Origin of the sequence: Pseudomonas sp. DWP2-2, from assembly GCF_049897065.1 — a bacterium.
In the GTDB taxonomy this organism is placed as follows: domain Bacteria; phylum Pseudomonadota; class Gammaproteobacteria; order Pseudomonadales; family Pseudomonadaceae; genus Aquipseudomonas; species Aquipseudomonas paracarnis.
Genome location: NZ_JAFCVN010000004.1, coordinates 421,536 through 436,028, shown reverse-complemented (window position 1 = coordinate 436,028; position 14,493 = coordinate 421,536). Strand labels below are relative to the sequence as shown.

Below are 14,493 nucleotides of genomic sequence, written 5' to 3'. Positions count from 1 at the left end.
TCAATAAACACTTAGAATTGCCCACTTAAAACATAGAAGAGAAAGCATCCATGCCAGCACGACTCGGTCTCAGCCCCCTGAGCAAAGCGCTATCCATGCGCCGGGCCCTGAACATCAACCTCTTGCCCAGTGCCTTGGCGTTGGCTGTGTCGATGCCGATTGCAGGCTATGTGCAGGCCCAGGAGATCGAGTTGAATATTCCTGCGCAGTCGCTGGGGAGCGCACTGCAGGAATTTGGCCGCCAGACCAATGTGCAAGTGCTCTACAGCCCGGGCGATGTGCAGGGCAAGAACAGCCCCGCCGTCAAGGGCAAGATGCAGCCGCAGCAGGCCATAGCTGCATTGCTGGCCGGTAGCCAGACTACCTATAACCTCAACGGCAATACCTTGACCGTCACTGCTGCTGGCAGCGGTGGTGGGCTCGAGCTGAGCCCGACGCAAGTGACCGCCAACTACTTGGGCAACGTCACCGAAGGTTCTGGTTCCTACACGCCTGGCACGATTGCCACGGCTACACGTTTGACGTTGACCCCACGGCAAACTCCGCAGTCGATCACCGTGGTGACTCGCCAGCACATCGAGGATTTTGGCCTCAACAACATGGATGACGTGATGCGCCATACGCCGGGCATCACCGTTTCCGCCTACGACTCCGACCGCACCAACTACTATTCCCGTGGTTTTTCGGTCAATAGTTTCCAGTACGACGGTATTCCATCGACTGTGCGTAACGTCGGCTATTCGGCGGGCAACACCCTGAGCGACATGGCGATCTACGACCGTGTTGAAGTCCTCAAGGGCGCTACCGGCCTGCTCAACGGTGCCGGTTCCCTGGGTGCGACCATCAACTTGATCCGCAAGAAGCCAACCGCGGAATTCAAGGGCCATGTGCAATTGGGGGCGGGTTCCTGGGACAACTACCGCAGCGAAGTGGATGTCAGTGGCCCCTTGACCGACAGCGGCAATATCCGTGGCCGTGCGGTGGCTGCGTATCAGGACAAGAAGTCCTTTATGGACCACTACTCGCGCAAGACCGAAACCTACTACGGCATCACCGAGTTCGACCTGTCTCCCGATACCATGCTGACGGTGGGCTTCGATTACCAGGACAACATTCCACAGGGTTCCAGTTGGTCCGGCTCCTTCCCGCTGGTCAACTCCAATGGCAGCATCAACAAAATGCCGCGCTCCTACAACAACGGCACCACCTGGAGCTCGTGGGAGCAAAACACGCGTACCGCCTTTGCCATGCTCGAGCATGACCTGGGCGACGGCTGGGTGACCAAATTCCAGCTCGACCACAAGATCAACGGCTACCACGCCGATCTGGGTTCGATCCAATTCGTCCAGCCGGCAGCCGATGGCACCGCTGAGATCAACGGGCAGAAATACACCGGCGAGACCAAGAGCACCTCGGCCGACCTCTACGCCACCGGCCCTTTCAGCCTGTTTGGCCGCGAGCATGAACTGGTGGTGGGCGGCTCGATCGGCACCTCACGCTGGCAAGGCAAGGGGTACTGGTCGCCGGAATGGCCTGGCGGTAACAAGGTCGATTTCTATAACTGGAACGGCCATATCGCCAAGCCTATCTACGGTCCTGCCCAACAGCACATCGACGACACTATCCGTCAAACCGGGTATTACCTGACCGCGCGTTTCAACGTGATTGACGACCTGAACGTGATCCTGGGTGGGCGCGTGGCCAACTATCACGTGACTGGCAACAACCCTTCCTACAAGGAAACCGGGCGGTTCATTCCTTACGCCGGTGTGATCTACGACCTCAATGACAACTTCTCGGTATACGCCAGCTACACCGATATCTTCCAACCTCAGGAAAGCACCTATAAGGACCGTAACGAGAAGCTGCTGGAGCCAGACGAAGGGCAGAATTACGAGTTGGGCCTGAAAGGCGAGTTTTTCGATGGCCGCCTCAACACCAGCATCGCTTACTTCGAAGTGCATGAGACTAATCGCCCCATCTCGGATGACGCCTACAACAACCAGACACCTGCCCCGAACAACTGGGCGTTCAAGAGCTCCAAGGCCGTCACCAAAGGCTACGAAGCGGAAATTTCCGGTGAGTTGAGCCCAGGCTGGCAACTTCAAGGTGGCTACACCCACAAGATCGTACGAGACGAAGACGACAAGAAACTCTCCACCTTCGAACCCGAGCATCAGGTCAACCTGAACACCACCTACAAACTCAAGGGCGACCTGGACAAGTTCACCATCGGTGGCGGTGTACGCTGGCAGACCAAAGGTTGGAACGAGATCTGGAACGGGCCACTTGAGAAAAACCAGGACATCACCCAGGAGTCCTACTGGTTGGTGGATTTGATGACCCGCTACCAGGTCACCAAGAACCTGTCGGCTACCGTCAACTTCAATAACATCTTCGACAAGTCTTACTACACCAACGTGGGCTTCTATAACTCGGCCGCCTACGGTGAGCCACGTAATGTGATGGTCAGCACGCGCTGGGACTTCTGATTCCACGCGTCGATCGATCAAACGCCCGGTGAGCACCCCATGCTCACCGGGCTTTTTTTTGGGCGTGCAGAGATACTGGCGAAGAGGGATTGGAGCATAAAAAAACCCGGACACTGGATCCGGGTTTTTGTGATTGAGCGGCGGCTTACCTCAACGCCTCTACCAAACTGCTGATAAACACCGCGCTGTCGATAATGCCGTCATGATCGGTCTCAATCATCACTGAGCGCTCGATGCGCCCTTGGCTGATCACCGTTGCCATTTGCTGCTCGATCAGGTCCTTGAAGCGCCCTGCCCGGCTCATGGACGCCCACCAACAAGTGACGGGCGCCTTGATCGGCTTGAAGTCAGCTTGCAGCAAATGCTCACTGAGTGCCCGGTCAACGTCCCAGGAAATCTGCGCCTCATTGCCACGCAGTAATTCATCCTTGATCACCGTGAAGGCTTCGCCCAAAGACTGTTCAGCCCAATTCACAAATTCCTGCCATTGTCCCGTTTCATCCTCGCTATCCCGTTGGCATTGCTGCCAGGCGTGTTGGATGGACTCGGCGAACTCAGGAAACATAACCCCCAGCAACGCTGCGCGGCGCTCATTGGCTGAGATCTCGCGAGCGTCCTCGACCACCACTGCGTCCCAATAGGGTGTGACCCATTGCGGCGGCGCAGCGTCGATCCAGCCGACAAACTCCACTTCTCGGCCGGCTTGCTCCAGGCCGTAGGCGACCTCCATCGCCAGGTTGCCGCCCAATGACCAGCCACCCACGCGGAACGCGCCTTCGGGTTGGGCCACCAACAATTGCGCGGTGTAGTCCTCGACCATTACCTGCCATTGCGGCACCGTGGCGCCCAATTCGGCCAAGGCACGACACATGACCCCGAACACCGGGCGCTGCTCGCGCAAGGCCAGGGCAATCGCGGTGTAGCAATGCACCGAGCCGAAGCTTGGGTGGAACAGGAACAACGGCGTGCCTTGCGTCTGCTGGTTGAGCTTGACGATCAACGAAGACCGGCTATTGCCCTGCAGGCATTTGACCTGTCCCGCCACAGTAGGGTTAAGCATCAGTTGGCTGACAGACAGGTTCACGCCGCTGACCTTGCGAATTCGCTCCTTGAGCATCAACACTCGCAATGAATGGCCACCGAGCTCGAAGAAGTTGTCGTTGAGCCCTACGCGCTCCACCTCCAGCACCTCGCTCCAGACCGCTGCGATTTGCTGCTCGATCTCGCTAACGGGCGCCTGGAATTGCGCGGCACCGTGAGCCTCTGGCTTGGGCAACGCCTTACGGTCCAGCTTGCCGTTCGGGCTCAACGGCATCTGCGCCAGTACCACCCACTGCGCCGGGACCATGTAGTCGGGCAACTGCTCGGCCAGGTGTGCAACTACCCCTGCCTTCCACTCTTCAAGGGGCTGTTGCAGCACCAGGTAACCCACCAGGTGGGTACCGTCCACCGCCAGCACCGCGGCTTCGCGGACATTGTCGAGCTCCAGCAGGCGCGCTTCGATTTCGCCCAACTCTATGCGCAGGCCGCGCAGTTTGACCTGGTGATCGATGCGCCCGGCATATTCAATCACGCCATCGTCGCGATAACGCGCCAGGTCACCGGTGCGATACAGACGCGTGCCGCTGCCGAACGGGTCGGTCACAAACCGCTCGGCGGTAAGCGCCGCACGGCGGTGATAACCTCGCGCCAAGCCAATACCGCTCAAATACAGTTCGCCCAGCACACCCACTGGCGCAGGTTCCAGGTTGTCGTCCAGCACGTAGCAGCCCAGGTTGGCAATGGGGCGGCCAATGGGCACGGCGTCGCGACCTTCCTCGACACAGGTCCAATGGGTTACGTCGATAGCGGCTTCGGTAGGGCCGTACAGGTTGTACAAGCCGGCGTGAGGCAATTTGGCGAACACCTGTTGCTGGGCATCCGCAGGCAACGCCTCCCCACTGCAAACGATGTGTTGCAGGCTCTGGCATGAAGTAACCGCCGCGTCTTGCAAGAACGCTTGCAACATGGAAGGCACGAAATGCAAGGTGGTGACCTGTTGCTCGTTGATCAGCCGTACCAGCCTGGCTGGATCACGATGATCGCCCGGTGCCGCTACTACCAGACGCGCGCCGGTCATCAGCGGCCAGAAAAACTCCCACACCGACACGTCAAAGCTGAACGGAGTTTTCTGCAACACGCTGTCGTGCGGCGTGAGCCCATATGCCTGTTGCATCCAGCACAGGCGGTTGGTCAGCGCGATATGGCGGTTGCCAGCGCCCTTGGGCTGACCGGTGGAGCCGGAGGTGTAGATCACATAGGCAAGGCTTTCGCCGTGCACCGGGATATTCGGGTTGTGGCTGCTGAAGGTTTCCAGCCAGGTATCGCCACATTCCAGCACCAGGGTTTGTACACCGGCGGGAACCGGCAGTTGCGCCAGTAGATGAGCCTGGGTCAACAGCAGTTGCACACCACTGTCCTGCAGCATGTAGGCCAGGCGATCACGAGGATACTCGGGGTCCAGCGGCACATAAGCGCCACCGGCCTTGAGCACCGCCAACAGGCCAACCACCATCTCCACCGAGCGCTCTGCCGACAGCCCCACCAGCACATCCGGGCCAACCCCGGCAGCCATCAAGCGATGCGCCAGGCGATTGGCCCGGGCGTTCAACTCGCTGTAACTCAAGGCTTGCCCCGCGAAAATCAAGGCAGGTGCATCCGGTGTACGCAGCACCTGAGCCTCGATCAGCGTGTGGACCGCTTGATCCAGCGGGTAATCCACCGCAGTCGCATTCCAATCATGCAATACCCACTGCCGCTCGGCCTGCGCCACTGAGGGCAACGCGCCAAGGCGTTGACTGCCGTCGCTGGCCAGGGCCAGCAGCAACTGCTGGAAGTGCTCGGCCAAGCGCTGGATATGCGCGCCGCTGAAAGCGTGGCGGGAGTAATTGAACTCCAAGCCCAGTGTCTGGCCAATAGCCAACAACACGGTCAATGGATAGTGGGTCTGTTCCAGGCTGTGCACTGCGCCAAAACGCAGCCCCGACGGTGCGCCCTGCTCCAGCGCCTCGGACACCGGGTAGTTCTCGAACACCAGGATACTGTCGAACAGCGCCTCTCCACCCAGCCCGGCCCAACGCTGGATCTCGAACAGCGGCGTGTGTTCATGCTCACGCAAGCCAACGTTCTGTTGCTGAAGTTGCTCCAGCCAATGGCTGACCGACATTTGCGCATCCGGCGTCGCCACCACCGGCAGCGTGTTAATGAACAAGCCGACCTGCTGTTCAATCCCACGCAGTTCCGCCGGACGCCCTGCTACCGTGGCGCCGAATGCTACGGTGGCTTGCCCGGTGTGGTGATGCAACAGCAACAACCAGGCGCCTTGCACCAGGGTATTGAGGGTCACCTTGTGACGTTGGGCGAAGGCTTTGAGGTGTTCGGTTTGCGCAGCATCCAGGCTCAAGCGATGCTCGCCATTCACCGCCTGGGCCGCATCCACCTCAGTCTCTATGGCATCGGCCAGGCGCGTGGGCGCCTGCAAGTTGACCAGTTGCGCCTGCCAGAACGCCTGGCTGACGGCTTTGTCCTGTGCCTGCAGCCAGGCGATGTAGTCGCGGTACCGCCCGGTAGGCGCTGGCAGCGGCTCACCGGCATACTGTTGCAACACCTCGCCGAACAGCTGCGAACCACTCCAGCCATCCATCAAAATGTGGTGATTGGTGTAGATCAGGTGGTAGCTCGTCGCCCCCGTGCGTACTAGCGTCAAGCTCAACAGCGGTGCCTGCTCCAGGACAAAACCCTGGGTGCGTGCCGACTCGGCCAGCTCATCCAGGGCCTGGTTGCAGTCCTTACGGGTCTGCCAATCCAACGCCATAAACGGCAGGCGCACCTGCTTGTAGACCACCTGCAAAGGCTGTTCAAGTTCCGCCTGCCAGACAAAACCGCTACGCAGGATCTCGTGGCGTTGCACCGCCACCTGCCAGGCCTGGTGGAAGCGCGCCACATCCAGGCCCTGCACATCAATGCGCATCTGGTTGATGTAGTCACCCGAACCTTCGCCGTACAGCGATTGGAACAGCATGCCTTGCTGCATGGGTGACAATGGGTACAGGTCTTCGACCTCAGCCACGTTCAGTGCCAAGCCATCCAACTGGTCCTGGGACAACCGCGCCAACGGGAAGTCCGACGGCGTCACGCCCTGATGCGCCGACTCACAACAATGATCAATCAGAGCCTTGAGTTCCAAGGCATAGTCGTCGGCCAAGCATTTGACGGTTGCTTCACCGAACATCGCCTGGCTGAAACTCCAGTTCAACTTCAGCTCGCCACCATAGACCTGACCGTTGATTTCCAGCCAGTTGCCCAAAGGTGCCTGCGGGCTTTGCTCGGCACCGCTGGCATCAGCGGTCGGCGTGAACAGTCCTGGCTGTTCGCCGCTGTCGAAGCTGGCATCGAACTGCCCCAGATAGTTGAAGGTGATACGTGGCTGCGGCAAGGCCGCCAACGCCTGTTGCGTTGCGGCATTACCCAGGTAACGCAGGGCACCGAACCCCAGGCCCTTGTCGGGTACGGCTCGCAGCTGCTCCTTGATGCGCTTGAGGGAAGCAGCCAGGGAATCGGCCGGTACCAGTTGCACGGGGTAAAGGCTGGTGAACCAACCGACAGTGCGAGTCAGATCGATGTCATCGAACAGATCTTCGCGGCCATGACCTTCAAGCCGGATCAACGTCGAAGCCTCGCCGCTCCAGCGCGTAATAACTCGCGCCAGGGCAGTCAACAGCAGGTCATTGATCTGGGTGCGATAGGCACTCGGCGCGTCGTGCAGCAAGCGCCGAGTATAGGTGGCATCCAGGTGTGTGCTCACACTCAGGGCCAGTTGGTTGCTCAGGCTCGCCTGTGGATCGGCGCCCGGCAAGCCGACCGGACTGCCCTGCAATTGCGTCTGCCACCAAGCCAGCTCGTGTTGTAACGCCGGGCTGTGGGCGTAGGTCTGCAGGCGAGCAGCCCAGGCGCGGGTGGCGCTGGTCTTGGCTGGCAGTGTCACAGGGGCGCCTTGGGCCAGTTGCTGATACGTGCTTTGCAAGTCTTCAAGCAGGATGCGCCACGACACACCGTCCACCACCAAGTGATGGATCACCAGCAACAAGCGCTGTGAACCGTCGGCCAACTGCGCCAACACCGCACGCAATAACGGGCCTGCGCCTAAGTCGAGACTGCGTTGGGCCTCTTCGCCCAAAGCCTCAAGTTCTTCGACGCTGTTCAATGTGGTTTGCCATAGCACTTGTTCAGCCTGGTGCTGATCCGGACCACGGTAGGCCGCGCTCCAGCCCTGTGCGCCCTCGACAAAGGTGCTGCGCAAGGCATCGTGATGCACGATCAACGCCTGCAGTGCGGCCAACAACAGCGGTACCTGCAACGGCTGGTGCGGTTGCAGCACCGCAGATTGGTTCCAGTGATGACGCTGGGGAATCTCATCGGCAAAAAAACTGTGTTGCACCGGCAACAACAGCAAATCGCCAGTCAGCGGCGACTGATCCATCTGCACCACACCGTCGCCTTCCCTCGCGACCGTCGCCAGGCTCTGCACCGTCTGATGCTGGAACAACTCCTTGGGCGTGAAACGCACACCCGCCTGGCGGGCGCGGCTGACCAGTTGAATCGAAATGATCGAATCGCCGCCCAGCTCGAAGAAATTATCATGCAGGCCCACCTGTGGCAGGCGTAGCACATCGGACCAGATCGCGGCGATCTTCTGCTCCAACTCGCTCTCGGGCGCCACATACACCTGCTGCATCTGGCTCACATCCGGCAGCGGCAAGCCCTTGCGGTCGAGCTTGCCGTTGGGGGTCAGCGGCATACGCTCAAGGAACATCAAATGCGTCGGCACCATGTAGTCCGGCAAGCGGGTTTTCAAGGCGCGCCGCAAGGTTTCGCGACCGTTTGATTGAGCGACAGCATCACCCAGGAGCGTCGGGTCCAGTGGTACGACATAGGCCACCAGTTGTTTGCCGGTCGGCCCCTCCTGGGCCACCACCACGGTTTCACCGACACTGGCTTGCTCACGCAAGCGCGCTTCGATTTCCCCCAGTTCGATACGGAAACCGCGAATCTTCACCTGATGGTCCACACGCCCCAAGTAATCCACCACGCCATCCGGACGCCCGCGGGTCAGGTCGCCGCTGCGATATACGCGACTGCCGGGCTTGCCGAACGGGTCCGGCACGAAGCGTTCGGCGGTTAACGCCGGACGCTCCAGATAACCCCGGGCCACGCCCTCGCCGCCCAGGTACAACTCGCCGGCTACGCCGATGGGTTGCAGGTTCAGTTGCGCATCCAACACGTAGCCACTGCGGTTACCCAACAAAGTGCCGATGGGCGCGTAGACGGCGCCACATAGGTCGCCCTTGCGTGCCTTCCACAACAGCGGTGTGACCACGGTTTCCGTCGGGCCATAGCCGTTGAACAGGTACTTGGGTTTCAGCGCGCGCCACGCCAGGTCATAGCTGGCCTGGGCCACCGCATCACCGCCAAAGCAGTACACCCGCACCGCAGGAGGGTTGCCGTCGCGCTCGGCATGTTCGGCCAACTGTTGCAGGTACACCGGTGGGAACACCGCCATGGTCACGTTATGGCGATGCATCTGCTCGTAGGTGTATTCCGGCAGCCACAGGCTGTCGTCACGGATCAACACGCTGGCGCCGTTGATCAGCGGGTGCATCCAGCCTTCGTGGGAGCCGTCGAAAGCGAACGACATGAAGTGCAGCTCGCAATCGGCCGGCGAGGTTTCATAGCGCTCGCCGGTAGCGATGATATGCGCCACCAGCGGGCCGTGTGACACCGCCACGCCCTTGGGCAAACCGGTGGAGCCGGAGGTGTAGATCACGTAGGCGAGGTTGTCGCCGTCCAGCGCCACATCCGGGGCCGTATCGCTGTAATCCGACCTGGCTTGCACCTGATCCACCGCCAAGACGTCGAGGCCGTCCGGGATCGGCAACCGGTGTTGCACGGCCGAATGGGTCAACAGCAATTTCGAGCGGCTGTCTTGCATCATGTACAGCAGGCGATCACGTGGGTATTCGATATCCAGCGGCACGTACACACCGCCGGCTTTCATCACCGCCAGGAACGCCACCATGATCTCGGCACTGCGCGGCATGGCGATAGCCACCCGCACTTCCGGGCCGACGCCACGAGCGATCAGGGCATGGGCCAGGCGGTTGGCCTGGCGATCCAGTTCGCCGTAGCTCAGGGTTTGCGCGTCGAACTTCACCGCCACCGCAGTCGGGTTTGCCCGGGCGCGATCGGCAAACAGTTGATGCACCAGGCGCTCGGCCGAAAAGCCAGACTCCGTGCGGTTCCACAGTTGCAGGATCTGTTGTTGTTCGGTCGCGTCCAGCAGGCTTAACTGGCTGAGCTGCTGTCGTGGGTTGGCGACCATACCTTGCAGCAGGTTCTGCCAGTGACGCGCCATGCGTTGCACGGTGCTGGCTTCGAACAGGTCCTGGGCATAACCCAAGGTGGCCCATATACCTTCGGTGGACTCCTGAATATCCAGGTCCAGGTCGAAATGTGCGGTCTTGCTGTCCCAGTCCAGCCCTTCTACCCGCAGCCCTGGCAATTGGTGCTGAACCTGAGCCTGGCCGACGTCAGTCTGATGATTGAACATGACCTGGAACAGCGGGTTGTGGCTCAGGCTACGCTCAGGTTGCAGGGCTTCCACCAGTTGTTCGAACGGCAAATCCTGGTGGGCCTGGGCTTGCAGGGCGCGTTGCCGAACGTGCTGCAGCAACTGCTCGACACTCATCTGCCCATGCACATCCGCCTTGAGCACCTGAGTGTTGACGAAGAAGCCAATCAAGCGCTCGGTCTCGCTGCGATTGCGGTTGGCAATCGGCACGCCGACACGTATTTCTTCCTGGCCGCTGTAGCGGTGCAACAAGGTCTGGAACGATGCCAGCAACAACATGAACAGGGTCACGCCCTGCTGTTGGGCCAAAGCCTTGAGCCCCTGGGTGAGTTCGGGCGCCAGCTCGAACGCCAGGCGCGCGCCGCGGTGGCTCTGCACAGCCGGGCGCTGATGATCGAACGGCAACTCCAGCACGCTCTGCTCACCGCCCAACAGTTCACGCCAGTAGGCCAGTTGACGTTGCTTTTCACCGGCGTCCATCCAATTGCGCTGCCATACGGCATAGTCGGCATACTGGATCGGCAGCGCCGGCAACTGCACGTCCTGGCCTTGGCTGTAACCGGCATACAACTGCACCAGTTCCTCGACCACCAACTGCATCGACCAACCATCGGAGACGATGTGATGCTGCACCAACACCAACACATGCTCGTCGGCGGCCAGGCGCAACAGCGTGACGCGCAGCAACGGGCCTTGTTGCAGGTCGAACGGCTGGGCGATCAGCGCTTGCACCCTGGCTTTGAGCTGGGCGTCATCGACATCAGCCTGGGTGATCGGCAAGGACATTGGCGGCTCAATCACTTGCACCGCGCCGTCGTGATCCTGGCGGATATGGGTGCGCAGACTTTCATGACGCGCCAGCAAGCTATCGAAACTGCGTTGCAACGCAGCCAGGTCCAATTGCCCTTTCAGGCGCAGCGCGCTGGGAATGTGATACGCCGCGCTGTGGGGTTCCAGTTGCCAGAGAAACCATTGTCGCTCCTGGGCGTAAGACAGTGGCAACGGCTGCACGCGCCCCGCCGGCAGTAGGGCCGGCGCCGTTGGCAATAGGCTCTCCTGGGTTTGCAAGGCCGCGACAAACGCCTCCAGCCGCGGGTGTTCGAACACGGCTTTGAGCGGCACTTCCAGGCTCAGGGTCTGGCGGATGCGTGACACCACCTGCATTGCCAACAGGGAATGCCCTCCCAGTTCGAAGAAGTGCTGGTTCAAGCCCACCCGTTCGGCCCCCAGAATAGCCGCCCAGATCGCCGCCACCTGTTGTTGCAACGGGGTGACCGGCGCTCGCCAATCCTGTTGTTCCACGCTGGCATCTGGCTTGGGCAGGGCCTGGCGATCCAGCTTGCCGTTGGGGTTGAGCGGCATGCGGTCGAGGAAGATCAGGTGCGCCGGCACCATGTAGTCCGGCAGATGGTCGCGCAAGGTGGCCATCAACTGTTCGCCCACCTCGGCGCGCTCGGTTTCAGACAGCGTCTGCGCAGGCACCAGGTAGGCCAGCAGTTGGTTGTCGGCAGCCAGCAACAGCGCTTCACGCACGCTGTCCTGGGCCAGCAGCACGGTTTCGATTTCACCCAGTTCAATGCGGAAACCACGGACCTTGACCTGGTGATCGACCCGCCCGACATATTCCACCACACCATCGGCGCGATAACGCGCCAGGTCGCCGGTGCGGTACAGGCGCTCGCCGGATGGGCTGAACGGATCAGCGACAAAGCGCTCGGCGGTCAGGCCTGGCCGTTGCAAATACGCACGGGCCAAGCCATTGGCGCTGGCGATATAGAGTTCACCCACGGCGCCCAGCGGTAGCAGGTTCAGGTCACGGTCCAGCACATACAGGCCACGCCCTGGCAGCGCCCGGCCAATGGGGCTGGCACCGCCGGCGCCGACGGCGCTCGGGTCAGTGCAGTCCAGCACGCTGGAAACCACGGTGGCCTCGGTAGGCCCGTAGGTATTGAGCAAGCGCACATGGCCGAGCCCGGCGCGCTGCCACAATAGTGGGCCGTCCAACGGCATGGCTTCGCCGCCGATATGGATCTGGCGCAAAGCACCATAGGTCCTTGGGCCTGCTGCCAGGCAATCTTGCAGGAACAGCTTCCAGTAGGCCGTGGGCAAGTCGGCCAGGGTAATGCCCTGGGCGATGATCTGCCGATACAGCTCGGCACCGTCCCATAACTGCGGGCCACGCAGTACCACGGTGGCGCCGAGGGTCAGGGCTGGATATAGCTGCTCGACGAAACCGTCGAAGTTCAAGGTGGCAAACTGCAGCACTCGGTCCTGGGCAACCAGTTGCGAGTAATCCGCCGCGATGCCAGCAAACTCACTCAGTGCAGCCTGGCTGATGGCAACCCCCTTGGGCTTGCCTGTGGAGCCGGAGGTGTAGATCACATACGCCAGGCTCTGGGGCTCGACATCAACCGGTAAATTACTGTCGGCACACAACGCCAACTGCGCCTGGACCCGGTCGATGTCCACTGCCAGCACCCGGGCCGGCAACGGCAGACGCCCATGCAGGTGGGATTGGGTCAACACCAGGCCCACACCACTGTCCTCAAGCATATGCGCCAGGCGTTCGCGGGGGTACTCAGGGTCCAGCGGCACATAGGCCGCTCCTGTCTTGAGCACCGCGAGCAAGCTGACCACCATGGCAAAAGAGCGCTCCACGGCGATCCCCACCAGCCCTTGGGGGCCGACGCCCTGGGCCAGCAGGTAATGCGCCAGGCGGTTGGCCTGACGGTTCAGCTCTCCATAGCTGAGGGCCTGCTCATCCAGGGCCAGGGCCTGACGTTCCGGCTGCTGATCAGCCTGGGCTTCAAACAGCCGGTGTACAGCCTCAACGGGGGTGACACCCGCCGGGGTGTTCCAGTCCTGGAGCATCCTGTGTTGCTCAGCGGCGCTCGCCATCGGCAGTTCACAGAGGCGGCTGCGGGGTGCACTCACCACCGCCTGCAGCAGGTGCTGCCAATGTTGCGCCAAGCGCTCGATGGTGGCGGCATCGAACAGGTCGGTGGCGTAGGTCAGCGCGGCCCAAAGCCCGTCGGCGGATTCATGGGTGTCCAGGCTCAGGTCAAAATGGGTGGTCTGGCTGTCCCAGTCCAGTTCCACCACACGCAGGCCCGGCAACTGTTGGCCTTCGCGGCCGGCCTGGGCCTCGGTCTGGTGGTTGAACATCACCTGGAACAACGGGTTATGGCTCAAGCTGCGTTCAGGCTGCAATGCCACCACCAGTTGCTCGAACGGCAGGTCCTGATGAGCCTGGGCCTCCAGGGCGCGGCGTTTGGTTTGTTGCAGCAGCTCGGCAAAGCTCATCTGCCCGTCAAGGTCAGCCTTGAGTACCTGGGTGTTGACGAAGAAGCCGATCAGCCGCTCGGTTTCGACACGGTTACGGTTGGCGTTCGGCACGCCAATGCGGATATCCGACTGCCCGCTGTAGCGATACAACAGGGCTTGGAACGACGCCAGCAGCAGCATGAACGCGGTCACACCCTCTTGCTGCGCCAGGCGCTTGAGCCCCGCCACCAGCGTCGGTTGCAGATGCACCTGCAGGCTTGCACCGCGATGGCTTTGCTGCGCCGGGCGCGGACGGTCCAGCGGCAATTCCAGCACCGGTTGCTCGCCGCCCAGCAGGGCCTGCCAATACGCGAGTTGGCGCGCCTGTTCCCCGGCTTCCATCCAGCCGCGTTGCCACAGCGCGTAGTCGGCGTACTGGATCGGCAGTTCCGGGAGTTGCAGGTCATGGCCCTGGCTATGGGCGGCGTAGAGCTGCACCAGTTCCTCCACCATCACCTGCATCGACCAGCCATCGGAGACGATGTGGTGCTGCACCATCACCAGCACATGCTCATCCTCGGCCAGTTGCAACAGCGTCACACGCAACAACGGCGCCTGGTGCAAATCGAACGGCCGCGCCACCTCCTCTTCCACCCGCGCCATCAACTGCGCTTGGTCGACGTGCGCCTGCTGGATCTGCACCCGTGTCTGCGGCATCACTGCCTGCCACAGGCGTTGACCGTCATCGACCAATTGCGTGCGCAAGCTTTCATGCCGGGCTAGCAGGCTGTCGAAACTGCGTTGCAACGCTGCCAGGTCCAAGTGCCCGTGCAAACGCAGGGCGCCTGGGATGTGATAGGCGGTGCTGTCCTTGTCCAGTTGCCAAAGGAACCACTGGCGTTCCTGGGCGTAAGACAACGTCGGTGTGTCGCTGTCGTGGCGGGTGGGAGCAATCGGCAGTTGAGCGAAACTCATGCCCCGGCTTTGCAGGCGCTGGTAAAACTGCTGGCGCTGCTCCAGAGGCAAGCGAAGAAAGCGCGACACCAGGTCGGTATTAGGGTTGGAAAGCAT

Annotated in this window: 2 protein-coding genes; one reads left to right on the top strand and one right to left on the bottom strand. The window is 61.3% G+C overall.

Annotated elements, in window-relative coordinates:
• The first annotated feature begins 50 nt into the window (after positions 1-50).
• Positions 51-2,492: a TonB-dependent siderophore receptor gene (locus ACP7CZ_RS12200; protein ID WP_080757696.1), complete on the top strand. Its 2,442-nt coding sequence runs from the start codon at positions 51-53 to the stop codon at positions 2,490-2,492.
• 145 nt (positions 2,493-2,637) lie between these two features.
• On the opposite strand, the gene ACP7CZ_RS12195 is transcribed toward ACP7CZ_RS12200, so the two are convergent.
• Complete coding sequence (locus ACP7CZ_RS12195) at positions 2,638-14,493, bottom strand: amino acid adenylation domain-containing protein (RefSeq protein WP_426174345.1); 11,856 nt, start codon at positions 14,491-14,493, stop codon at positions 2,638-2,640.

Excerpts from the sequence above, each read along its gene's own strand:
- ACP7CZ_RS12200 (WP_080757696.1), top strand. The coding sequence starts at position 51 with ATGCCAGCACGACTCGGTCTCAGCCCCCTGAGCAAAGCGCTATCCATG.
- ACP7CZ_RS12195 (WP_426174345.1), bottom strand. The coding sequence starts at position 14,493 with ATGCTTTCCAACCCTAATACCGACCTGGTGTCGCGCTTTCTTCGCTTG.